Raw genomic sequence first — 21,851 nt, 5'->3', positions numbered from 1 at the left:
CGGCGCGCGCGGCCGTACCGGCGAGGCGCGTGCCGTCCGGCGCGTCGAGCAGCCGGCCGATCTGATCGATCTTCGCGAGCAGGAGTGCCGTCGTGTCGCCGGCCGCGCCGGCGCCGAGCCGCGGCGTATCGACCGCGTCGAGCGCGCCGGCGCCCATCGCCTCGAACACGCGCCACGCATTCGCGCCGATGCAGCTCGTCACGATCAGGATTGCGCACGGTCGTTCGGATCGCATGATCCGCCGCGTCGCTTCGATCCCGTCGAACTTCGGCATGATCAGGTCCATCAGCACGACGTCGGGCGGCTGCGCGGCGCACAGTTCGACGGCCTGCGCGCCGTCGGTCGCGACCCACAGCACGCGGTGCTCGGGTCGTCGCGCGATCGCGCGGCGCATCGCCTCGACGGCAAGCGGGAGGTCGTTGACGATGCCGATGTTCACAAGCGGAATGCTCCGGTCGGTTCGTAGTGTTGGAGATGGGCCGGGTTCATGGAAAGCATGGCCTGTCCGGCGCCGCCGAACGGCATCGGCGGGCGGACGGCACGGAATTCTTTTCGGTTGGCGACGCCCGCATGCTGTCATGCGGCGCGAGCGGCGGCAATCGAAAAATTCGCGCATGGCGCCGTTTCAGTGTTTTTCCTCTATGACGGTGCGGTGTTTTCCGGCGACCGAGGGCGGCGGCCCGGTGCCGGCCGTGCATGTCGGGGCGACGGATCGTGCCGACGCGCCGTGCGGAAGCCGGCATGTTACCGTGCCGGCGTCGACAAAAAAGAAAGAGGAGAGCCTGATGACCGTGCCCGATACCGTACTCGTCAGCCGCGACCCGTACGCACCGATCGTCATCGAGCGGGCCGGCCGGTTGCTGTACCGGATCTTCATCGAGAGCGGACATGCGTCGTTCTGCCGCGATTTTCCGGTCGAGCCGGACGCGGTGCGCGTGCTGCGCGACGACGCCGAGCGCTACTACTTCCTGTTCGCGGCACTTCACCATCCGTACCAGCTGAGCGCGACGAACCTGTCCGACGCGGAGCGCGCGCGCTATTTCAGCACCATCCTGTTTGCCGGCCGCGACGAGGTCGAAGCCTTCATGACGGAACTGGACCGCGCCAGTCACGGCGCGCTCGCCAACCTGCTGAGGATCTTCACGCAAGCCGACTACCGGCAACTGCGCGCGGGCCGGTGGTTCGGCATGGGCGCGAGCACGCCGGCCGCGTAGCGGGCCGGATCGGCCACACCGGGCTGCCGGCCGCACGAGCCGATGCGCGGCCGCGCCGTCAATGGCTGCGCGCGTAGCCCTGGATCAGCGCGCGCATCATCCCCTCGACCGTCGCGTCGCGCAGGTCGCTTTCCTGCCCGGCTTCCTCGACGAGCGCGGCATAGGCCGTCGCGAGCGTCACGCGGTCGACTTCGTGGCGTTGCTCCATCAGCGTCACCATCCCGTCCTTCGCCAGATGAGCGGAGAACGCGCGGCTGCCGATGGTCTGGAATACGTCAATCATGGCGGCTCTCCCGTCCGTTGCCGATGCTTTCCAGTTTAGTCGGCGGCCATGGGCTCCGCCACGCGCGCCGGCCGCCCGATTCCTCCGATGAAATACCGCCGACACAGGGTGCGTGCACGGTGTTCGCCGGTTTCAACGTTTACCCGAACCTGTAATTTGTCGACTTTTTATCGATAAAGTCTCGTGTTAGATTGCGCCGTCCGAGCCCGGTCGAAACCGGGCGGGCAGCGCGTTGCCTGGGTGCCGCGCATCCGACACAAGGAGGGGAAATGCTGGTGCTGATTGGGGTGCCGATCGTGGTGATCGGTTTCGCGCTGCGCTTCAACGCGCTGCTGGTGGTCACGATCGCGGGGCTCGCGACCGGGCTGGCGGGCGGCCTGAATCTGGTCGACATCGTCAGCGCATTCGGCAAGGCGTTCACCGAAAACCGCTACATGGGGCTGATCTGGCTGACGCTGCCGGTGATCGCGCTGCTCGAGCGCAACGGGCTCAAGGAGCAGGCGCGGCAGATGATCTCGCGCGTGCAGGCGGCGACCACGGGCCGCGTGCTGATGCTGTACTTCGTGCTGCGCCAGGTCACGGCCGCGCTCGGCCTCACGTCGCTCGGCGGCCATGCGCAGATGGTGCGGCCGCTGATCGCGCCGATGGCCGAAGCCGCCGCCGTCAACCGGCACGGCGAGCTGCCCGACGCGGTGCGCCAGCAGATCCGCGCGCATGCGTCGGGCGCCGACAACGTCGCCGTGTTCTTCGGCGAGGACATCTTCATCGCGATCCAGTCGATCCTGCTGATCAAGGGCTTTCTCGAGCAGAACGGCATCGCGATCGAGCCGCTGCACCTGTCGGTATGGGCGATCCCGACCGCGATCGCCGCGCTGCTGATCCATTGCACGCGCCTCGCGCTGCTCGACCGCCGGCTGACGCGCGGCTTCGGCCTGGTGAAGCAGGAGGGCGCGCGATGATCGGCCTCGAATCGCTGTACACGCTCGCGGGGCTGATGTTCGCCGCGTTCGCGTACTTCAACCTGACGGATCGCACGAACCCGCGCCGCGTCGTCAATTTCGCGTTCTGGGCGATCTACGCGGTCACGTTCCTGCTCGGCGCGCGGCTGCCGCACTTCGTGACGGGCTGCCTCGCGATCGCGCTGGCGGTGATCGCCGGCTCCGGCAAGCTCGGGCGCGGCAAGTCCGACGAAGCCGGCGACGCGGCGGCTGCGCGGCGCGAGACGCTCGCGCGGCGTTTCGGCAACCGGCTGTTCCTGCCCGCGCTGCTGATTCCGGTCGTCACGCTGATCGGCACGTTCGCGCTGAAGCTCGTGCCGTTCGTCGAACCGAAGAGCGTGACGCTGATTTCGCTCGTGCTCGGCACGATCGTCGCGTTCGTCGTCGCGCTCGCGATGCTGCGCGATTCGCCCGTGCATGCGCTGAAGGAAGCGCGTCATACGATGGACGCGGTCGGCTGGGCCGCGATCCTGCCGCAGATGCTCGCGGCGCTCGGCGCGCTGTTCGCGGTCGCGGGCGTCGGCGGCGTGGTGTCGGGGCTCGTGAAGGACTGGGTGCCGATCGATTCGCCGTTCGCGGTGGTGGCGGCCTACACGGTCGGCATGGCGCTGTTCACGATGATCATGGGCAACGGCTTCGCCGCGTTCCCGGTGATGACGGCCGGCATCGGCCTGCCGTTGATCGTCCACCAGTTCCACGGCAACCCGGCGATCGTCGGCGCGATCGGGATGCTGAGCGGTTTCTGCGGTACGCTGATGACGCCGATGGCCGCGAACTTCAACATCGTGCCGGCGGCACTGCTCGAACTGAAGGACAAGAACGGCGTGATCAAGGCGCAGTGGCCGACCGCCGTGCTGCTGCTCGCCGTGAACACGCTGCTGATGTATGCGTTCGCATTCCGCTTCTGATTCGATGGACGAGACCCTCATGACCGACCGACTCACCCCCGAACTCGCGTCGAAATTCGCGTCGCTCGCGCTCGCGCACCTGACCCGCGAATATCCGAACAAGCTCACGCATGCGCTCGCAGGCCCGCACGACGTGCAGGCGCCGCGCGCGCTGCACCCGATCTTCTACGGCAGCTACGACTGGCATTCGTGCGTGCACGGCTACTGGCTCGTGCTGCGCGTGCTCGAACGCTATCCGGCGTTGCCGGAGGCCGAGCGCATCGTCGCGACCGTCGATGCGCATTTCACCGACGCGAACGTCGCCGGCGAGCGCGCGTATCTCGCGCTGCCGCACAACAGCGGCTTCGAGCGGCCGTACGGCTGGGCGTGGCTGCTCGCGCTGTCGGCGCAGCTCGAGCGGCTCGCGCTGAAGGGCGCGCTGCCGCAGGCCGCGCGCTGGGCGAAGACGATCGCGCCGCTCACCGACCTGTTCGTGTCGCGCTTCGAGACCTTCCTGCCGAAGGCGACCTATCCGCTGCGCGTGGGCACGCACTTCAACACCGCGTTCGCGCTGGCGCTCACGCTCGACTTCGCGCGCGACACGCAGCGCGACGGGCTCGCGGCGCTGATCGTCGATACCGCGAAACGCTGGCACCTGAACGACGTCGCGTGCCAGGCGTGGGAGCCGTCGGGCGACGAATTCCTGTCGCCCGCGCTGATCGAGGCCGAGCTGATGCGGCGCGTGCTGCCGGCCGCCGAATTCGACGGCTGGTTCGCGCGCTTCCTGCCCGATCTCGCGCGCGGCGAGCCGGCGACGCTGTTCGAGCCGGCGACGGTCAGCGACCGCAGCGACGGCAAGATCGCGCACCTCGACGGGCTGAACCTGAGCCGCGCGTGGTGCCAGCGCGCGCTGGCCGGCGCGCTGCCGGAGGGCGATGCGCGGCGCGTGAAGCTGCTCGACGCGGCCGACCGGCATCTCGCGAGCGCGCTCGCGCACGTGGCCGGCGACTACATGGGCGAGCACTGGCTCGCGACGTTCGCATTGCTCGCGCTGGACGCGTAGCGCGCGAAACCCCGCCGGCGGCAAGGTCTTCGGCGCGCGGCTATACTCGCCGCTCGGGCCGATTTGCGCAGCATGCGTTGCGCGAATCGGCTCTCCGCCAGTTCGCCGCCTCGCCATGGACAAGCTCATTTCCTACGTCGCCGCGATCCACGGGCTCGCGGGCCCGGTGTCGATCGTGTCGCATGTCACGTCGCACGACCGCTGGACCGACGACGACGTCGAGGTCACGCGCGACGAAACCGAATACCGCTTCGACAACGGCGCGATCGTGCGCCGCTCGGTCGAGCAGGACCGCGCGCCGTCCGATCTGCTGTGCGCCGAATGCTGGATCGACTACGATGTGCTCCACCATCCCGATGCGCAACCGATCAGCCCGTCGCGGCTGACGTTCGACAACGCGTGCCGCGAAACCTTCTGGCTGCGCTACCACCTCGCGTGAACGGGTGTCCGGCCGACGCCGGCGCTTCGCGCATCGACGACGCGATCCGGATGTCGAACGGCACCGGCCATGCGCTGTCGTCGTCGGTGTGCACGAACCGCTTCGACCACATCACGCGCTTCGTCACCGAGCTGGAAGTCGGCAGCATGAACGTGCGCGACGTGCCGGGCTCTCGGCTCGAACCGACACCGTTCGGCGGCGTGAAGGATTCGGGGCTCGGGTACGAGGAAGGCGTGCAGGAAGCGATGAAGCGCTTCACGAACGTGACGACGTATTCGCTGCCGCGGTGAGCAGGGCGGGGAAGGGCGCATCGCGCCCGCCCGCCTGCGGCGTCATTGATAGAAGTTGAGCGTGACCATCGCCGAGCGGCCCGGCGCCCACGTCGCGTAGATCGGGTACGCGCTCGCGTAATACTTCTTGTCGAACAGGTTCTGCACGTTCAGCTGCACGTCCATCGTCTTGTTCACGCGCCACGTCGCGGCCGCGTCGAAGCGCGCATAGCCGGGCGTCCACTTCTTCACGGTCGGCGACACCGATGCATAGGTCTTGCTCATCACCGTCGCGCCCGCGCCGAGCGTCAGCTTCGGCATCACGTCGTAGCTCGTCCACAGCGTGAAGCTGTGCTTCGGCACCATCACCATCGGCAGGCCCGAGCCGCCCGGATTGCCGGGGCCCGCATCGACCGTCACCGCATTCAGGTACGTGTAGCCGCCGAACACGTGCCACTTGTCGGTCACGTTGCCGGCGAAACCCAGCTCGGCGCCGCGCACGCGCTGCTTGCCCGCGTTGATCGTGTGGCCGAGGCCGTCGCTGACCTGCGCGTTGGTCTTCTCGGTGTCGAACAGCGCGGACGTCAGCGACAGTTGCTGGTCGATCACGTCCCACTTCGCGCCGACCTCGATGTTGCGCGTGCGCTCGGGCGACAGGTTCTGGTTGTTCGCGGTGATCTGGTCGGTGCCGCCGCCGAGGCCGCCGTTCGAACCGGGCGGGTTCGACGACGTGCCGTACGACGCATACAGGCTCACGGTGCGCACCGGCTTGTACACGAGGCCGAACTGGTAGCTGAACAGGTTCGACGTGTTCGACAGGTCGGCGGCGCCGGCCTGTTTCGCGGTCAGGTCGTAGCGGTCGAAGCGCAGCCCCGCGTTGAACAGCCACTGCTCGGTCAGCTTCACCGTATCGAACAGGTACGCCGACGCGGTGGTCGTGCGCGTGTTGGTGGTCGCGCCGGGGAAACCCTTGTCGCCGTTCAGCACGATGTTGCCGGTCCACGGCATGTTCGGGTTCCAGCCGCCGGAAATCGGCGCGCAGAACGCGGGCGACGTGACGCAAATATCGCCGGTGCGCAGGTTCGTGCCCGATGCATCCGTGACGAGGTAGCCCTCGTAGCGGTTCTGCTCCTGGCTGAATTCCACGCCGGCGGTCATCGTATGCTGCATGCCGAACAGGTTGACGCGGCCGGTGATCTCGGTCTGGTTCGCGATGCCGTTCGTCGCGTACTTGCCGCTCTTGGCCTGCATGCCGAGCCGGTCCGGATACCGGGTCGAGATCTGCGGATTCGTCGCCACGTAATCGAGCGTCGTGCGCCCGAACATCGTCGTGTTCTTCAGTTTCCAGTCGTCGTTGAGCTTGTGCTCGACGCGTACTTCGCCGGTGTCGGTCTGCCCGTAGCGGTAATCGCGCGTGTTCAGCCCGAAGAACTGACCGCGGTCGGTCGGCACCGGCGTGCCGCCCGACGCGCGGAACGGCACGCTGAAGTCCGGCATGTCGTACGCGTTCATGTGGTAGTAGCTGACCGTGACCGTGGTCGGCGTGTTCAGCCCGAACACGATCGATGGCGCGACGCCCCAGCGCTTGTTGTACACGTCGTTGCGGCCGGCCTGGTTCGCGTCGTGACCCATCACGTTCAGCCGCACGGCCGTCGTGTCGTTGATCTTGCGGTTCGCGTCGACTGTCGCGCGCTTGTAGCCGTCGGTGCCGAAGCCGATGCTGCTGTTGACGAAATTGTCGTTCTTCGGCGTCTTCGTGACGATGTCGACGCTGCCGCCCACCGAGCCGCGGCCCGCATAGACCGAATCGGGGCCCTTGATCACGCTGATCTGCTCGACCGCGAACGTCTCGCGGTTCTGCAGCCCGGAGTCGCGCATCCCGTCGACGAAGATCGAGTTGCGCGATTCGAAGCCGCGGATCACCGGGCGGTCGGCCGACGGGTTCGCGGCCGCGTCTCCGCCGAGGAACGTGATGCCGGGCACCGAGCGCAGTGCGTCCGCGAACGACGTGACGTTCTTTTCCTTGATCAGCTGCTCGGGGATCACCGTGACCGAGCGCGGCGTATCGAGCAGCGGCGCGGTGAACTTGTACGACGGCGAGCGCTTCACCTGCATGTCCGACAGCGCGGACGACTGGACCGCGATCGTCGGCAGCGTCGCCGGTGCGTCGGCGGCCGGCGCGGGCCGGTCGGCGGCAGGGGCCGGAGCGGTAGCGGGTGCGGTTGCGGCGGAAGCGAGCAGCGGTGTCAGGAAAACGGAGCAGGTCAGCGCCGACACGAGGGCACGAGGCCTCGTCTTGAACTGGGCGGGCATATCGGGAAGCAGCGGAAGGTTCGGTGATCGGGTGCGTTTTCTCGATGTGGGCCGCACGGGCCGAAACATCGGAAGACGTCAATGTAAATGCGTATGATTCGCGTTTGCGGTCGCAATTGTACGGATTGGCATCAAATATGTAAACGATCGAAGGGTTGTTGTACGTATCCGGTCAGGCTTTCGTGGGGGCGCGATCACCTTTGCGTCGCGTGCAACACCGCTTTCCATCGTCGGGACGGCGCGCGGCGGCAGCGACTCGCTACACTGCCGTACCGGTTGGACGGGCCCCGGCAATCAGGCCCCGAGCAAGGAGACAAGACACGATGGAGACCCCACGCGCAGCGGTTGTCACATACCGCGGCAACGCGATCGAGAACACGCACGTCGCCCATGTGGCGGTGGTCGATGCACGCGGCAGGCTGCTGGCCCGATTCGGCGATCCGTTCCGGATGACGCTGGCGCGGTCGGCCGCCAAGCCGGCGCAGGCGCTGTCGGTGATCGAGACGGGCGCGCCGGAGCGCTTCGGTTTCGACGATGCGGACATCGCGCTGATGTGCGCGTCGCACAGCAGCGAGGAGCGTCACATCGAACGGACGCGGGCGATGCTCGCGAAGGTGGCCGCGCACGAATCGGACCTGCGTTGCGGCGGCCATCCGCCGCTGTCCGAGGCGGTGTACCGATCGTGGATCAAGCGCGACTACACGCCGACCGGCGTGTGCAGCAACTGTTCGGGCAAGCATGTCGGGATGCTGGCGGGCGCGCGGGCGATCGGCGCGCCGATCGCCGACTACCATCTGCCCGACCATCCGATGCAGGTGCGCGTGAAGCATGGGGTGGCCGATGCATGCGGATTGCGCAACGACGAGGTCGACTGGGGCATCGACGGGTGCAACCTGCCGACGCCGGCGTTCCCGCTGGATCGCCTCGCGCGTCTTTACGCGTCGCTGGCCGACGGTGCGGACGCGGTGGAAGCGGGCGGCGGCGCGCTCACCGACCGGGTCCGCGCGCTGGCGCGTATCCATCGTGCGATGACGGCCTATCCGGAACTCGTCGCGGGCGACGGGCGCTATTGCACGGTGTTGATGAACGCGTTCGACGGGCAGGTGGTCGGCAAGCTCGGCGCCGATGCGTGCTACGGGATCGGCGTGCGCGCCTCGGAACGCACGCGGCAGCTCGGCGCCGATGGCGCGCTCGGCATCTCGGTGAAGATCGAGGACGGCAATCTCGACGTGCTCTACATGGTCGTCAGCGAAATCCTCGAGCGGCTGCGGATCGGCACGGACGCGCAGCGCGCGCAACTGGCCGGCTTCCATCGGCCGCGGATGCTCAACACGCAGGGCGTCGAGTTCGGGCACGCCACGTTCCCGTTCGAATTGCAGGCGGTCTGAGCGCCGTCGCCGCACCGGCGTGAGGCCGGCGATCCGGGCCGCGCGCTACGCGCGTGCGCCGCGGATCTTCGCGAGTTCCCGCTCGGACAGCTCGCCGATCTGCGCGAGGTGTTCCGCGAGAAAGTCCTTCAGCACGCGCAGCTTCGCCGAGCTGCGCCGGTTCGCCAGATACGCGATGTAGATGTATTCGCCGGTCAGCCGGTTCTGCAGCCGGTAGCGCGGCAGCACGGCTTCGAGCCGGCCGCTCGCGAGCAGGTCGCGCACCAGCCAGATCTCGAACTCCGCGATGCCGAGCCCCGCGCAGGTCGCTTCGAGCAGCAACTCGGAATGATCGGTGACGAGATTGCCGGCCGGCAGCACGCTGTGCCGTGCGTTGCCGTTCACGAAATCCCAGCGCGGATCGCCTTCCGGATGCACGTAACGCAGGCAGTTGTGGTGCTTCAGGTCGTCCGGTGACGCCGGGCGGCCGCAGCGGTCGAGATAGCCGGGTGTCGCGCACAGGATGCTGTCGTTGCGCGACAGCCGGTGGACGACCAGGTTGTCCAGGTAATTCTCGCCTTCGTGAATGTCGAGATCGTAGCCGCCGGCCACGAGGTCGTTGTGGTTGTCGGTGAGCCGTACGTCGAGCTGGATGGTCGGATAGCGCGCGAGAAACGGCGCGACCAGCGGCGCGAGATGGCGGCGGCCGAACGCGACCGGCGCGGTGAGCTTCAGCGGGCCGCTCGGCTGCGCATTCAGTTCGGCGACGACGCGCAGCGTGTCGTCGAGATCGGCGATCAGCGTGACCGCGCGTTCCAGGTAGATATGGCCGGCCTCGGTGAGCGTCACGCTGTGCGTCGAACGATGCAGCAGCGCGACGCCGAGTGCGTCCTCGATCGCCGTCACCTTGCGCGCGACGGTCGACGTCGACACGTGCATCTCCTTCGCGACCGCCGAAAAACTCCCCGTTTCGACCACTCTAACGAACGCACGCATCGCGCCCAGGTGATCGATGCCGGTTTCTCTCGCGCCTTTTTTCATTCGCTTCTCGCTGTTGCGTCCCACGCAAAACCGCTTTCGATAATACAGAAGCGAGCTTGTTTTTGCAAAGGCATAGAATGCGAACCCGTCGCGTCGGGAAGCGGCGGACGACGGGCGGCACGAGACACTCAGGAGGGCACGATGACAGAAAGCGGCTTCCGCGTCGAAGCGGATCTTTTAGGTAAACGAAGTATCCCGGCTGACGCCTATTACGGTGTCCATACGCTGCGCGCGAAAGAGAATTTCGACATCACGGGCCGCACCATTGCTTCGCTGCCGTACCTCGTGCTGGCGCTCGCGGCCGTGAAGGAAGCGGCGGCCGACGCCAACTGCGAGCTCGGGCTGCTGCCGCGGCCGTATCGCGATGCGATCGCCGCCGCGTGCGTCGAGATTCGCGAAGGGCGCCTGCACGACCAGTTCGTCGTCGACGTCATCCAGGGCGGCGCCGGCACGTCGACCAACATGAATGCGAACGAGGTGATCTGCAACCGCGCGCTCGAAATCATGGGGCACGCGCGCGGGCAGTACGAATACCTGCACCCGAACGAGCACGTCAATCTCGCGCAGAGCACCAACGACGTCTATCCGACCGCGATCCGTGTCGCGACGTGCTTCGCGGTCGAGCACCTGCTCGAGGCGATGGCGCGGCTGCGCGATGCGTTCGCCGAGCGCGCCGACGCGTTCGCCGGGCTGCTGAAGCTCGGCCGCACGCAGTTGCAGGACGCGGTGCCGATGACGCTCGGCCAGGAATTCTCGACCTACGCTGTGATGCTGACGGAAGACATCGCGCGGCTGCAGGAAGCCGGCTGGCTGATTCGCGAGATCAATCTCGGTGCGACCGCGATCGGCACGGGGATCACCGCGCATCCGCAGTATGCGGAGAAGGCGCTGGCCGCGCTGCGGCGCATCACCGGGCTCGACCTGAGCACCGCGCCGAACCTGATCGAGGCGACGCAGGATTGCGGCGCGTTCGTGCAGGTGTCGGGCGTGCTCAAGCGGATCGCCGTCAAGCTGTCGAAGATCTGCAACGACCTGCGGCTGCTGTCGAGCGGCCCGCGCGCCGGCTTCGGCGAGATCAACCTGCCGCCGGTTCAGGCCGGCTCGTCGATCATGCCCGGCAAGGTGAATCCGGTGATCCCGGAAGTCGTCAACCAGGTCGCGTTCGAGGTGTTCGGCAACGATCTGACCGTGACCTTCGCGGCCGAGGCCGGACAGCTTCAGCTCAACGCGTTCGAGCCGGTGATCGCGAGCGCGCTGTTCCGCAGCTTCAGCCATCTGACGGCCGCATGCACGACGCTGGCGGAGCGCTGCGTGAGCGGGATCACCGCGAATCCCGAGCGGCTGCGCGAAACGATGGAGCGCTCGGTTGCGCTCGCTACCGCGCTGAACCCGTACATCGGCTACAAGCGTGCGACGGCCGTCGCCGCCGAAGCGCACGCCACCGGCAAATCGATCCGCGAGGTCGTGCTGGAACACGCGCTGATGACCCCCGCGCAACTCGACGAGGCGCTGCAACCCGAAGCCCTGATCCGGCCGCGCGTGCTTTGACGCCGGCCGGCGCACGGCCGTACCGAAAGCGCCCCTGAGCGGGGCGCGACACACCAAGAAACAACGGAGACTCTCGATGAAACACACCAGCGAGCGCCCGGCCGATGCGGCCGGCGGCGCGGATTCCCGCCATGCCGATCCCGATGCGATGTTCGCGTCGCACGAAGCCGGCTATGCGAAGCAGTTGAAGCCGCGGCACGTGCAGATGATCGCAATGGGCGGCGCGATCGGCACGGGCCTTTTTCTCGGCGCGGGCGGGCGCCTGCAAAGCGCGGGGCCGGCGCTGGCGCTCGTGTATCTCGTGTGCGGCGTGTTCGCGTTCCTGATCATGCGCGCGCTCGGCGAGCTCGTGATGCACCGGCCGACCAGCGGCAGCTTCGTGTCGTATGCGCGCGAATTCATGGGCGAGCGCGCCTCGTTCGTCGCGGGCTGGATGTACTACCTGAACTGGGCGACGACCGGCATCGTCGACATCACCGCGGTCGCGATCTACATGAAGTACTGGGCCGTATTCACCGACGTGCCGCAATGGGTGTTCGCGCTCGGCGCGCTCGGGATCGTGTCGGTGATGAACATGATCGGCGTGAAGGTGTTCGGCGAGATGGAATTCTGGTTCTCGCTCGTCAAGGTCGGCACGCTCGCGGTGTTTCTCGCGGTCGGCGCCGTGTTCCTCGCGAGCGGCCATCCGGTCGCCGGCCAGGCGACGGGGCTTCACCTGGTCGCCGACCATGGCGGGATCTTTCCGCACGGCATCCTGCCGGCCGTGCTGATCGTGCAGGGCGTCGTGTTCGCGTACGCGAGCATCGAGCTCGTCGGCGTCGCGGCGGGCGAGACCGCCGATGCGCGCAAGGTGCTGCCGAAGGCCATCAACAGCGTGATGTGGCGCATTGCGCTGTTCTACGTCGGCTCGGTCGTGCTGCTGACGATGCTGCTGCCGTGGACCGCGTACAGCTCGCACGAAAGCCCGTTCGTCACGTTCTTCAGCAAGCTCGGCGTGCCGTACGTCGGCACGGTGATGAACGTGGTGGTGCTGACGGCTGCGCTGTCGAGCCTGAACTCCGGCCTCTATTCGACCGGGCGCGTGCTGCGCTCGCTCGCGATGGGCGGCTCGGCGCCGCGTTTCGTGTCGCGGATGAACGCGCGCGGCGTGCCGTACGGCGGGATCCTGATCACGGTCGCGATCAATGCGATCGGCGTGCCGCTGAACTACATCGTCCCGGCGCAGGCGTTCGAGATCGTGCTGAACATGGCGTCGCTCGGGATCATCACGACGTGGGGTTTCATCGTGATGTGCCAGATCCTGTTCCGCCGCGCGGTCAATCGCGGCGAGATGAAGGCCGTGTCGTTCCGGATGCCCGGCGCGCCGTTCACGTCGTGGCTCACGCTCGCGTTCCTCGTCGCCGTGCTGGTGCTGATGGCGTTCGACTATCCGGGCGGCACGTGGACGATCGCGACGATTCCGGTCGTGGTGCTTGCGCTGGTGGTCGGCTGGAAGCTGACGAAGCGCGGTGCCTTGCGCGAGCAGGCGGTTGCCGCGCCCACAGCCGCGCACGTCGTTGCGGATCCCGCGCGGAACGCGTGACGGCATCCGCCGGGAACGCCGGTCCGTGCTCGGGCCGGCGTCCCCGGTGCGGTCAGTTCAACCCGGTGCGCTCGCCGACCCAGCGGCCGAAGTCGCCCGCCATTTCCGCCGTCAGTTCGTGGCCGGCCGCGTACAGCCGCGTATCGTGCGCGACGCCGAGCGCCGTGAGTTTCGCATCGGCCGTGTCGGCCCAGGCGACCGGCAGCTTGTCGTCGAAGCGGCCGTGGACGATCAACGCATGGAGCGGGCGAAGCGCATCGCGTGGCGCGATCAGCGGATCGATTTCCGGCAGGATGCGCCCGCACAGCACGGCGAACGCGCTGACGTCGTTCGGCGAAGTCAGCGCGACGCCGGCGCTCATGATGCCGCCCTGGCTGAAGCCGGCGATCACGGTCGGCAACGCGGCATCCGCGCCATCCCGCGCACGGAAGGCGCGCAACAGCGTGATCAGTTGCATACGGCTGGCGTCGGCGCGGGCCGCATCGATTTCGGGGCCATTCGGGCCGAAGCGCACCGGAAACCACGCGTGCTGATTGGGGCCGAACGTCAGCGGCCCGCGCAGGAACGCGATTTCGATGCGCGGATCGATCACGCTGGCCACGTTCAGCAGGTTGGTTTCGTTGCCGCCGACGCCGTGCAGCAGCAACAGGCGCGCGGCGGGGCGGCCGGCAGCCGGGCGCAGCCGGTACTGGAGGCCCGAATCGGGGTCGGTGGTCAGCGGCAGGACGTCGGTCATCGCGTGAGTCCGGAAAGGGGAACGATGCGACAGTCTAGAGCGGCCGGCGCGGTGAGGGAATCACCGGGATGGCGATTGATTGTTTCCTGTTGGGAATGAATCGGGCCGAGGTTTGTGTTGCCGGCGGATCGTCGGCAGTGCGGCATCCGGTACGGGCCGTAGCGGGAAATCGTGCCCGATAACGGACCGGAAACAGGCCGATCGGATGGCTCGTCGTACTCACGCACAGATGGAATAGATACATTCTGTAGATACGCGGGGGTATGGCGATGGGCACTGCCAAAATCTTCAAGCATGGCGGCTCGCAGGCCGTCCGGCTGCCGAGGGATTTCCGTTTCGACACGGCCGAGGTTCGGATTCGGCGCCACGGCGCGTCGGTCGTGCTCGAACCGGTGCCGCATGACTGGGCATGGCTGACGCCGCTGATCGGCCCGGTCGATGCGGACTTCGAGGCGGCCGCGGCAACGCAGCCGTTCGCGCAGGAGCGCACGAGTCTGGATGTGTTCGAATGAAATTCCTGCTGGATACCCACGCGGTGATTGCCGTTCTCAAAGGCGAGCCGGCCGTGCTGGGCCGCCTGCGTTCGTACCAGCCGGCTGATTTCGGGATGCCGGCGATCGTCGCGCACCAACTCTATTTCGGCGCGTACAAGAGCCAGCGAGCGGCTGCGAATGTCGCGCGTGTCGAGGCGCTTCAGTTCGAGGTCGTGTCCTTCGATGTCGAGGATGCTCAGCATGCCGGCGAGATTCGTGCGCACCTGATGGCGGCCGGTACCCCGATCGGTCCATACGATGCCTTGATAGCCGGGCAGGCACGCGCCCGGCATCTGGTGCTCGTCACGCACAACGTTCGCGAATTCGAGCGGGTACCGCGACTGCAATTCGAAGACTGGCTTGCCGGGCCGTGCGAACATTGAACGGCCGATCATTCCGGTTCGACATTCACGAACCTGCGGCGCGAACGCGGCTTCGATCGCAAGAGCTGCCAAAACAAACAGGCTCGTAAATAATACGCAAACGTTTTACCGGCATTCAATAAAATCGATTTTGCGGATCATGAATAAAACAATGAATATCCGCCACTTCAAAAATTCGGCAAATCATGCAGCCATACCTGCATTGGCGGCGCGAAGTTAACGGCCAATCCGGAAAAAACTTTAGGCTTTTTCCGCCGCAATTATTCATTGCAATTTCCTCAATGAACGATTGATTTACGGTCATCGGACAGTCATACACCATCCCCGATAATTCGGCGCTCACATTCTTTCAATAGACCAAAGGGCGATCGAAGCCGGATCGCTGCGGGGAGCTGGACTCATGACCATCCGTCATCGCATTACGCTGCTAGTCGTCCTGACGTTCTTCGCGCTGTCCGCGATCGGCATCTATGCCGTGTACCAGACACGCAAGAGCGCGTCCGAGGTGCGTCAGGTCACCCAGGGCATCGTGCCGAGCGCGCTCGCGTCGGCCGATCTCGTCGCCGACGTGAAGAACATCCAGATCGCGACGATGACGCTCGTCTACGCGCCCGACGCGAACACGGCCGCGCAGGCGCGCGACGAGCTGAAGGCCAAGCAGGCCGCGCTGCGCGCCGCACTCGACGTGCAGGCGAAATCGGCGGTCGGCCATGCGCAGGAGGGCCTCGTCGCGCAGGCGAAGGACAGCGCCGCGAACTATTTCGCGGCGATCGACGACACCGTGAAGATGAAGGCGGACGGCAAGGCCGAGATGGCGCAGGCCTACCTGTTCGCGAACGTCGCGCAGTATCGCGACGAACTCGAGAGCATCGTCGGCACGCTGCGCGTCGAGAAGAACCGCCAGAAGGACGACGCGATCAGCGCGCTGAACGGGATGCTCGCGACGACGGCGACCGCGATCGCGGGCGTCGCCGGCACGGTGATCGTGCTGCTGACCGCGCTCGGCTTCGTGCTGTATCGCCAGATCACGCGCCCGCTGATCGGGATGCAGACGGCGATGAGCGAGATCGCGACGAGCCAGGATTTCACGCGCCGCGTGCCGGTGGGCCGGATGGACGAGATCGGCCATTCGATCGTCGCGTTCAACGGGATGATCGAGAAGATCCAGGAGAACGCCGCGCAACTCAAGCAGAAGACGGCCGACATCCAGGCGATGCTGCAGAACATGCAGCAGGGGATCCTGACCGTCGTCGAAGGCGGCGTCGTGCATGCGGAATATTCGGCGTACCTCGAAACCATCTTCGAGACGAACGACATCGCCGGGCGCGACCTGATGGCGCTCGTGTTCGACGATTCGGCGATCGGCGCCGACGCGCGTTCGCAGGTCGATGCGGCCGTGCATGCGTGCCTCGGCGAGGACAGCATGAACTTCGAGTTCAACGAACACCTGCTCGTCAACGAAGTCGCGAAGCGCATGCCGGACGGCCGCGAGAAGTGGCTCGACCTGAGCTGGTCGGCGATCACCGACGAGACCGACACGGTCGTGCGGCTGATGCTGTGCGTGCGCGACGTGACCGAGATCCGCGAGTTGACCGCGCAGGCGGGCGAGCAGCAGCGCCGCCTCGAGATGATCGGCGAGATCCTGTCGATCAGCCAGGACAAGTTCCACGACTTCGTGCACAGCGCGAAGGGCTTCCTGAGCGAGAACGAGCGGATGATCCGCCAGCACGAGCGCGCCGATCATTCGATCGTCGCCGCGCTGTTCCGCAACATGCACACGATCAAGGGCAACGCGCGCACGTACAGCCTGCAGCACCTGACGAACATCGTTCACGAGGCCGAGCAGGCGTACGAATCGCTGCGCCGCGCGGACGGCGGCCCCGAGTGGAACCGCGACGCGCTGATGGACGACCTCGCGCGCGTGCGCGATGCCGTCGAACACTACGCGACGATCAACGCGGTCACGCTCGGCCGCAGCGGTGAGCCGGCGCAGGGCGGCGCCGAGTTCCTGATGGTCGAACGCGCGCACATCAGCGAAAGCCTGCGCGTGCTCGACGGCGCCGATCCGGCGAACGTGGCCGACTGGCACGCGGCACGCGATGCCGTGCGCCGCATGCTGAGCCAGCTCGGCACGCAGGGCATCGGCGACGCGCTCGGCGGCGTGATCGAGTCGCTGCCGTCGCTCGCGGCCGAACTCGGCAAGCCGGCGCCCGTCGTGCATGTCGACAGCCACGGCCAGCGCGTGCGCAGCGAGATCGCCGCGACGCTGAAGAACGTGTTCATGCACCTGCTGCGCAACGCGATCGATCACGGCATCGAATCGTCGGAGGAGCGGCGCGCGGCCGGCAAGCCGGCGTCCGGCACGATCGACATCGCGGTCGGCGTGGGCGGCGGCGAGCTGTGGTTCGTGCTCGGCGACGACGGCCGCGGCCTTGCGCTCGACCGGATCCGCGGCATCGCGCGCGAGCGCGGCTGGATCGAGGCCGGCAACGAAGCGGCGCTGTCCGACGAGGATGTCGCCGAGCTGATCTTCCGGCCGGGCTTCTCGACCGCGCAGACGGTGACCGAGGTGTCGGGGCGCGGCGTCGGCATGGACGCGGTGCGCAACTTCCTGAAGCGCGACGGCGGCAATATCGCGCTGCGCTTCACCGACGATCGCGCCGGTGCGCCGTACCGCGCGTTCGAGACGATCGTGTCGCTGCCGGCGCGCTTCGCGGCCGACGGCGCCGCGCACGACGCGCCGCACGAGCAGCGGGCGCGCATCGCGGATATCGGCGCGGCGGAGTGACGACGTGATCGTGCAGGCGTGGATGATTCAGGCGGCCGTCGCGCTGGCGGGCGGTGCGGTCGTCGCGGTGACCGCGGCGATCGTGTTTCGCGTGATGCGCGGGCGGCTCGTCGCGGCGATGGAACATGACGCGGACACGTTGCGCGGCGCGCTCGATGCGGCCGAAGCGCGTGCGCAAGCCGCGGTGTCCGCGCACGCGGCGGCAGCCGACGCCTGGGCGCAACGCGAGGCGCAGCTCGAGGAAGCGCTGGCGCGCGAGGCGTCGGTGGCCGGCGCGCAGCGTGATGCGCGGCAGGCGCTGTTTGCCGAGCGCGCGGCGCTCGCGCAGCATGCGATGAAGATCGCCGACGAAGCCGCGCGCCTGCGCGGGCTCGCCGGCACGTTCGAGCGCTGGCACGAGCAGATGATCTCGCTGACCACGCAGAACCACGACATGCGCGCGAAGAACCAGGAGCTGTCGGCGATCGTCGCGCACGTGTCGATCGTGTCGCTGAACGCGTCGATCGAGGCCGCGCGCGCGGGCTCGGCCGGACGCGGCTTCTCGATCGTCGCGAGCGAGGTGCGCGGGCTGGCCGCGCGTTCGCAGCAACTGTCGAACAGTTATCGCGACAGCCTGAACCGCAACGATCTCGTGACGGCCGCGACGTTCCAGGACATCCAGGCCGGCGGCAAGATGATCACGGCCGCGCTCGCGACCGTCGAGACGCTGGCGGGGCAGCTGCACGCGCGCATCGAAGGGGAGGCGGCGTGATCAGCGCGCAGGCCAGGGCCGGTTTCGAACGGATCTTTTTCGACGCGGCGCGCACGCGGCTCGCGTCCGGCGGCGCGTGCGACATCCGGCCGGCCGCCGGCCACGAGCTCGACGAACACGACGGGCACGATCGCGTGCATGCGAGGTCGCGGTCGGCGCCGAAGGTGCCCGAGCATGTCGCGGTACTGACGATCTCGGCCCTGCATTTCCGCCTGCTGCTCGCGCTGCGCTTCAGCGACGACGACGCGACACGACGCCATTTCGCCGGCACGACGGCGGGCACGGGCAGCCAGCGGCCGCTGCCCGAAGCGTTCATGGAAGTCGCGAACCTGTGCTGCGGCGCGATCAACCAGGCGCTGACCGCGCCATTCCCCGATCTAGGGATGTCGACGCCGTATTTGCTGAGCGGCGCGAGCATCGACTATCTGCCCGTGCTCGCACCCGATTACGTGGCCGCGTACGACCTCACGCTCGACGGCGACGTGCGGGTCGGCGCGACGCTGTGCGTGTGCGCGAACGCGCCGGTCGATTTCCAGGTGCCGGAAACGGCGGCGGTGGATACCGGCGGCGAGCTCGAACTGTTCTGACCGACCACGAGGAATCCGCGAGATGACCCAAGACCAACCCGTCAGCAAGGTGCTCGTGCTCGACGACAGCCGCGCGCACGCCGACGCGATCAAGTGCTTCTGCGACGAGCACAACCTGGTCGGCCTGACCGTGCGGCGCAGCCGGCTGCTGAAGGTGCTGCGCTCGAACATCGACCTCGGCGCGATCCTGCTGGCCGAGGATTACGGCGGTTCGCCGGCCGAGAGCGCGATCATCGCCACGCAGATCGATGCGCTGCGGCCCGAACTGCCGATCATCCTGCGCCGCGAATCGCTCGCGTCGCGCGACGGACTGCCCGATGCGCTCGCGCGCGTGGCCTGCGCGGCCTACGTCGCGGACGACATGACGCCGCTCGAGCGCGCGATCGACGAATACCTGTTCGGCCGCGATTATCCGAACGCGCTCGTGCGCGGCATCTCGGAGATCACCGAGGCGCGCATCGACAGCCTGTTCCCGGGCATGGCGATCGAGCACGAAACGCCGTGCATCGTCCGCGACCAGATCATCTTCGGCGAGGTGTTCAGCCTGATCGCGCTCGAAAGCGCGTGGTGCCGCGGCTACATGCTGCTGCAGACGAGCGAGCAGCCGCTGCTCGACATGATCGGCGGCACGCGCGGCGAGGGTCGCGCGCCGGATTTCCGCGACGTGAACAGCGTGCTCGGCGAACTGACGAACCTCGTGTGGGGCGCGTTCAAGAACCGCTATCTCGGCGACGCCGAGGCACTGGCGCGCCATCCGGTGCAGGTGCCGCTCGTCGTCAACCACAAGCAGAAGTTCATCTCGTTCGGCGGCGACTGTCCGCAGCTTTGTTTCAAGTACCGGATGACCGATCCGCGATCGGGGCGCGCCGTCTGTCTCGACCAGCGCTTCGTGTTCAGCCTCAGCTGGTCGCCGGAGGATTTCCGCGAATCGGTGCAGGACGTCGGACCGATGGTCGAGTCGGGTGAACTCGAACTGTTTTGAAGTCAGCAACGACGAAGGAGGAATACGACATGGCAAAGATTCTGGTGGTCGACGATTCGGGCACGGTGCGCGACGAGGTCGCGGGTTTCCTGCGCAATCACGGGCTCGACGTCGCGACGGCCGTCGACGGCAAGGACGGGCTCGCGAAGCTCAAGGCGACGCCCGGCGTGCGCCTCGTGATCAGCGACGTGAACATGCCGAACATGGATGGCCTGACGATGGTCGAGAAGATCCGCGGCGAACTGGCGAACACGGCGGTCAACGTCGTGATGCTGACGACCGAAAGCAGCCCGGCGATGAAGGAGCGCGGCAAGGCGGCCGGCGTGAAGGGCTGGATCGTGAAGCCGTTCAAGGGCGACGCGGTGCTCGACGCGCTGAAGAAGCTCGCGGGCTGACGCACGGCCGGCCGCCGCGGGCCCGTGACCTTCGCGGTCAACGCTGCGGCTCGGGCCGCGCGGCCGCCGCGTTGCCTGCCGCAACCGGCGCGGGCGTTTGCCATTGCACGACGATCATCCCCGCGAAGATCAGCGCGACGCCCGCGATGCGGCCGGGCGTCGCCAGCCGCTGCGCGAGCCCCATCAGCCCGTAGTGGTCGATCAGCAGCGATGCGAGCATCTGCCCGGCGACGACGCAGACGATGAAGGTCGTCGCGCCGAGCCGCGGCGTCAGGATCAGCGCGAGCGTGATGTAGATCACGCCCGCGAGGCCGCCGAGCCACATCCACAGTGGGCGCTGCAGCGCGTCGCCGACGAGCGGTGCGTGCGCACGCGTCGCCAGCAGCACCGGCAGCACCGCGAGCAGGCTGACCGTCAGCGACGCGACGCTCGCCCACAGCGGGTGGCCGAGCGCACGCCCGAGCGCGGCGTTGCTGCCGCCCTGCAGCGGCACGAGCGCGCCGGCGACGAAAGCCGCGACGGCGAGCGGGAGCGTGGCGAAGGAAAGCGAAGTCGTCATCTTGGTCGGTCTTGAAAGGATGTCGAAAAGAGTGTCGTCCATTAAGATGGTGAATGGAAATTCGTCTTTCGGATGTCATGTATTCGTGCAATGAATAATCTCGCCCGTATCGACCTGAGCCTGCTCGTCACGCTGCATGTGCTGCTGAGCGAACGTCACATCTCGCGCACGGCGCTCCGGCTGCACCGGAGCCAGCCGGCCGTGAGCCACGCGCTCGCGCGGCTGCGCGAGATCTTCGGCGATCCGCTGCTGGTGCGGCGCGCGGGCCGGCTCGAGCTGACCGCGCGCGCGAACGAACTGGTCGAGCCGCTGAACGACGTCCTCGGGCGGCTCGGCGCGCTGATCGAGCCGCCGGCGTTCGATCCGTCCGCGGCCACGCGCGTCTTTCGCATCGCGATGTCCGACTACGGTGCGCGGATCGTGCTGCCCGCGCTCGTGAAGACGTTGCGCGCCGACGCGCCGGGCATCGAGCTGATCGTGTCGCAGGGCACGCGCGAGGCGATGCGCATGCAGTTGATGGACGGCGAGGTCGATCTCGCGCTCGGCGTGCTGCCCGCATTGCAGCGCGACCTGCATGCCCAGCCGCTGTTCGTGGAGTCGTTCGCATGCGTGGCCGACGCGAGCCGCCTGCCGCGCCGCGGCGAACTCGCGCTCGACGCGTGGCTCGCGCGGCCGCACGCGCTCGTCGCGATGCGCGACGGGATCGACAACGAGGTCGATCGGGCGCTCGCGCGGCTGCGGCACGAGCGGCACATCGCGGTGATCCTGCCGTTCTGGAGTGTCGCGAACGACCTGATCGCGGGTACCGATCTCGTGCTGACGGTCGCACGCCGCAACCTCGACCGCGTGCGCGACGACGCACGCCTGCGCGTGTTCGACCCGCCGTTCCCGATCGATTCGTTCGAATTCGCGCAGCACTGGCATGAGCGCCGGCATGGCGACGCCGCACACATCTGGCTGCGGCAGACGATCGCGCGCGTCGCGAGCGGCGGGTAGCGGTGTGGCAGTGATGTGGCAGCGGCGATTGCGGGCGCAACGATTTACAGCGTACCGCGATGTCCGTATCCTGCCGGAGGCCGAGGGCGGCGAACCTGCGCATCGCGCGCGGCATGCCCGGCGTCTGCAACAATCGG

Annotated in this window: 22 protein-coding genes and 1 pseudogene; 17 read left to right on the top strand and 6 right to left on the bottom strand. The window is 67.5% G+C overall.

All coding sequences use genetic code 11. The features are described 5' to 3' along the window. Positions 1–439: response regulator (locus G3N62_RS14560; protein WP_206141247.1), on the bottom strand; the 439-nt coding region annotated here is incomplete at its 3' end. Positions 440–785: 346 nt separating this feature from the next. Between G3N62_RS14560 and G3N62_RS14555 the strand changes: the two genes are divergently transcribed. After that, positions 786–1,214 carry a hypothetical protein gene (locus tag G3N62_RS14555; protein WP_124668961.1) on the top strand — a complete coding sequence of 143 codons (429 nt, stop codon included), beginning with the start codon at positions 786–788 and terminating at the stop codon, positions 1,212–1,214. 58 nt (positions 1,215–1,272) lie between these two features. Here G3N62_RS14555 and G3N62_RS14550 read toward each other — a convergent pair whose 3' ends face one another. Then, on the bottom strand, positions 1,273–1,497 hold the full coding sequence (locus tag G3N62_RS14550; RefSeq protein WP_069705077.1) for a hypothetical protein: 225 nt from the start codon (positions 1,495–1,497) through the stop codon (positions 1,273–1,275). A 269-nt stretch (positions 1,498–1,766) separates the two neighbouring features. Here G3N62_RS14550 and G3N62_RS14545 point away from each other — a divergent pair, with 269 nt between their 5' ends. The 5 genes and pseudogenes from G3N62_RS14545 to G3N62_RS14525 all read left to right on the top strand — a co-directional run. Further along, positions 1,767–2,456 (top strand): DUF969 domain-containing protein, encoded by a 690-nt coding sequence (locus G3N62_RS14545; RefSeq protein ID WP_124668962.1) that lies wholly within the window; start codon positions 1,767–1,769, stop codon positions 2,454–2,456. Beyond that, the gene (locus G3N62_RS14540; protein ID WP_034185903.1) at positions 2,453–3,403 is read left to right on the top strand and encodes a DUF979 domain-containing protein; all 951 of its coding nucleotides are present in this window, start codon (positions 2,453–2,455) and stop codon (positions 3,401–3,403) included. The genes G3N62_RS14545 and G3N62_RS14540 overlap by 4 nt, the downstream gene beginning before the upstream one ends. 19 nt (positions 3,404–3,422) lie before the next feature. Further along, positions 3,423–4,445 carry a DUF2891 domain-containing protein gene (locus G3N62_RS14535; RefSeq protein WP_124668963.1) on the top strand — a complete coding sequence of 341 codons (1,023 nt, stop codon included), beginning with the start codon at positions 3,423–3,425 and terminating at the stop codon, positions 4,443–4,445. Between the two features lie 115 nt (positions 4,446–4,560). Further along, on the top strand, positions 4,561–4,884 hold the full coding sequence (locus G3N62_RS14530; protein WP_034185905.1) for a hypothetical protein: 324 nt from the start codon (positions 4,561–4,563) through the stop codon (positions 4,882–4,884). Between the two features lie 32 nt (positions 4,885–4,916). Then, positions 4,917–5,174: pseudogene (locus G3N62_RS14525) on the top strand (aldehyde dehydrogenase family protein); the annotation flags it as partial. A gap of 42 nt (positions 5,175–5,216) precedes the next feature. Here G3N62_RS14525 and G3N62_RS14520 read toward each other — a convergent pair. Further along, positions 5,217–7,466: a TonB-dependent receptor gene (locus G3N62_RS14520; RefSeq protein WP_124668964.1), complete on the bottom strand. Its 2,250-nt coding sequence runs from the start codon at positions 7,464–7,466 to the stop codon at positions 5,217–5,219. Positions 7,467–7,789: 323 nt separating this feature from the next. Between G3N62_RS14520 and G3N62_RS14515 the strand changes: the two genes are divergently transcribed. Continuing rightward, positions 7,790–8,854: an asparaginase gene (locus tag G3N62_RS14515; RefSeq protein WP_034185908.1), complete on the top strand. Its 1,065-nt coding sequence runs from the start codon at positions 7,790–7,792 to the stop codon at positions 8,852–8,854. Positions 8,855–8,899: 45 nt separating this feature from the next. Here the strand turns inward: G3N62_RS14515 and G3N62_RS14510 are convergent, their stop codons facing one another. After that, the gene (locus G3N62_RS14510; RefSeq protein WP_049028894.1) at positions 8,900–9,874 is read right to left on the bottom strand and encodes a LysR family transcriptional regulator; all 975 of its coding nucleotides are present in this window, start codon (positions 9,872–9,874) and stop codon (positions 8,900–8,902) included. Positions 9,875–10,015: 141 nt separating this feature from the next. On the opposite strand from G3N62_RS14510, the gene aspA reads away from it, so the two are divergent. Continuing rightward, on the top strand, positions 10,016–11,422 hold the full coding sequence (gene aspA / locus G3N62_RS14505) for an aspartate ammonia-lyase (protein ID WP_034185910.1): 1,407 nt from the start codon (positions 10,016–10,018) through the stop codon (positions 11,420–11,422). Between the two features lie 76 nt (positions 11,423–11,498). Then, complete coding sequence (locus G3N62_RS14500; RefSeq protein ID WP_034185911.1) at positions 11,499–13,004, top strand: amino acid permease; 1,506 nt, start codon at positions 11,499–11,501, stop codon at positions 13,002–13,004. 52 nt (positions 13,005–13,056) lie between these two features. Here the strand turns inward: G3N62_RS14500 and G3N62_RS14495 are convergent, their stop codons facing one another. Continuing rightward, positions 13,057–13,740, bottom strand: coding sequence for a phospholipase (locus G3N62_RS14495; RefSeq protein WP_124668965.1), 684 nt, complete (start codon positions 13,738–13,740; stop codon positions 13,057–13,059). A gap of 269 nt (positions 13,741–14,009) precedes the next feature. On the opposite strand from G3N62_RS14495, the gene vapB reads away from it, so the two are divergent. The 7 genes from vapB (at position 14,010) to G3N62_RS14460 (ending at position 20,159) form a co-directional block, all read left to right on the top strand. After that, on the top strand, positions 14,010–14,252 hold the full coding sequence (gene vapB / locus G3N62_RS14490) for a type II toxin-antitoxin system VapB family antitoxin (RefSeq protein WP_049028908.1): 243 nt from the start codon (positions 14,010–14,012) through the stop codon (positions 14,250–14,252). Next, on the top strand, positions 14,249–14,656 hold the full coding sequence (locus tag G3N62_RS14485) for a type II toxin-antitoxin system VapC family toxin (RefSeq protein ID WP_124668966.1): 408 nt from the start codon (positions 14,249–14,251) through the stop codon (positions 14,654–14,656). Before vapB ends, G3N62_RS14485 begins: the two co-directional genes overlap by 4 nt. A gap of 400 nt (positions 14,657–15,056) precedes the next feature. Next, positions 15,057–17,444 (top strand): MCP four helix bundle domain-containing protein, encoded by a 2,388-nt coding sequence (locus tag G3N62_RS14480; protein ID WP_049028896.1) that lies wholly within the window; start codon positions 15,057–15,059, stop codon positions 17,442–17,444. A 10-nt stretch (positions 17,445–17,454) separates the two neighbouring features. Continuing rightward, positions 17,455–18,195: a methyl-accepting chemotaxis protein gene (locus G3N62_RS14475; RefSeq protein ID WP_124609801.1), complete on the top strand. Its 741-nt coding sequence runs from the start codon at positions 17,455–17,457 to the stop codon at positions 18,193–18,195. After that, positions 18,192–18,782, top strand: coding sequence for a hypothetical protein (locus G3N62_RS14470; RefSeq protein ID WP_124668967.1), 591 nt, complete (start codon positions 18,192–18,194; stop codon positions 18,780–18,782). Before G3N62_RS14475 ends, G3N62_RS14470 begins: the two co-directional genes overlap by 4 nt. A 22-nt stretch (positions 18,783–18,804) precedes the next feature. Next, complete coding sequence (locus G3N62_RS14465) at positions 18,805–19,764, top strand: chemotaxis protein CheX (RefSeq protein ID WP_124668968.1); 960 nt, start codon at positions 18,805–18,807, stop codon at positions 19,762–19,764. Between the two features lie 29 nt (positions 19,765–19,793). Then, a complete protein-coding gene (locus tag G3N62_RS14460) occupies positions 19,794–20,159 on the top strand; it encodes a response regulator (RefSeq protein WP_006486240.1) in 366 nt (121 codons plus the stop codon). Between the two features lie 37 nt (positions 20,160–20,196). Here G3N62_RS14460 and G3N62_RS14455 read toward each other — a convergent pair whose 3' ends face one another. After that, positions 20,197–20,718 carry a DMT family transporter gene (locus G3N62_RS14455; protein WP_049028900.1) on the bottom strand — a complete coding sequence of 174 codons (522 nt, stop codon included), beginning with the start codon at positions 20,716–20,718 and terminating at the stop codon, positions 20,197–20,199. 90 nt (positions 20,719–20,808) lie between these two features. Between G3N62_RS14455 and G3N62_RS14450 the strand changes: the two genes are divergently transcribed. Next, the gene (locus G3N62_RS14450) at positions 20,809–21,714 is read left to right on the top strand and encodes a LysR family transcriptional regulator (protein WP_124668969.1); all 906 of its coding nucleotides are present in this window, start codon (positions 20,809–20,811) and stop codon (positions 21,712–21,714) included. Positions 21,715–21,851 lie beyond the last annotated feature (137 nt).

The organism is Burkholderia sp. Tr-20355, from assembly GCF_017104685.1.
Classification (GTDB): domain Bacteria; phylum Pseudomonadota; class Gammaproteobacteria; order Burkholderiales; family Burkholderiaceae; genus Burkholderia; species Burkholderia seminalis.
The sequence above is the reverse complement of the archived record's forward strand: the minus strand, read 5'-3'. Positions and strand labels throughout refer to the sequence as shown.

Excerpts from the sequence above, each read along its gene's own strand:
- G3N62_RS14555 (WP_124668961.1), top strand. The coding sequence starts at position 786 with ATGACCGTGCCCGATACCGTACTCGTCAGCCGCGACCCGTACGCACCG.
- G3N62_RS14550 (WP_069705077.1), bottom strand. The coding sequence starts at position 1,497 with ATGATTGACGTATTCCAGACCATCGGCAGCCGCGCGTTCTCCGCTCAT.
- G3N62_RS14545 (WP_124668962.1), top strand. The coding sequence starts at position 1,767 with ATGCTGGTGCTGATTGGGGTGCCGATCGTGGTGATCGGTTTCGCGCTG.
- G3N62_RS14540 (WP_034185903.1), top strand. The coding sequence starts at position 2,453 with ATGATCGGCCTCGAATCGCTGTACACGCTCGCGGGGCTGATGTTCGCC.
- G3N62_RS14535 (WP_124668963.1), top strand. The coding sequence starts at position 3,423 with ATGACCGACCGACTCACCCCCGAACTCGCGTCGAAATTCGCGTCGCTC.
- G3N62_RS14530 (WP_034185905.1), top strand. The coding sequence starts at position 4,561 with ATGGACAAGCTCATTTCCTACGTCGCCGCGATCCACGGGCTCGCGGGC.
- G3N62_RS14520 (WP_124668964.1), bottom strand. The coding sequence starts at position 7,466 with ATGCCCGCCCAGTTCAAGACGAGGCCTCGTGCCCTCGTGTCGGCGCTG.
- G3N62_RS14515 (WP_034185908.1), top strand. The coding sequence starts at position 7,790 with ATGGAGACCCCACGCGCAGCGGTTGTCACATACCGCGGCAACGCGATC.
- G3N62_RS14510 (WP_049028894.1), bottom strand. The coding sequence starts at position 9,874 with ATGAAAAAAGGCGCGAGAGAAACCGGCATCGATCACCTGGGCGCGATG.
- aspA (WP_034185910.1), top strand. The coding sequence starts at position 10,016 with ATGACAGAAAGCGGCTTCCGCGTCGAAGCGGATCTTTTAGGTAAACGA.
- G3N62_RS14500 (WP_034185911.1), top strand. The coding sequence starts at position 11,499 with ATGAAACACACCAGCGAGCGCCCGGCCGATGCGGCCGGCGGCGCGGAT.
- G3N62_RS14495 (WP_124668965.1), bottom strand. The coding sequence starts at position 13,740 with ATGACCGACGTCCTGCCGCTGACCACCGACCCCGATTCGGGCCTCCAG.
- vapB (WP_049028908.1), top strand. The coding sequence starts at position 14,010 with ATGGGCACTGCCAAAATCTTCAAGCATGGCGGCTCGCAGGCCGTCCGG.
- G3N62_RS14485 (WP_124668966.1), top strand. The coding sequence starts at position 14,249 with ATGAAATTCCTGCTGGATACCCACGCGGTGATTGCCGTTCTCAAAGGC.
- G3N62_RS14480 (WP_049028896.1), top strand. The coding sequence starts at position 15,057 with ATGACCATCCGTCATCGCATTACGCTGCTAGTCGTCCTGACGTTCTTC.
- G3N62_RS14465 (WP_124668968.1), top strand. The coding sequence starts at position 18,805 with ATGACCCAAGACCAACCCGTCAGCAAGGTGCTCGTGCTCGACGACAGC.
- G3N62_RS14460 (WP_006486240.1), top strand. The coding sequence starts at position 19,794 with ATGGCAAAGATTCTGGTGGTCGACGATTCGGGCACGGTGCGCGACGAG.
- G3N62_RS14455 (WP_049028900.1), bottom strand. The coding sequence starts at position 20,718 with ATGACGACTTCGCTTTCCTTCGCCACGCTCCCGCTCGCCGTCGCGGCT.
- G3N62_RS14450 (WP_124668969.1), top strand. The coding sequence starts at position 20,809 with ATGAATAATCTCGCCCGTATCGACCTGAGCCTGCTCGTCACGCTGCAT.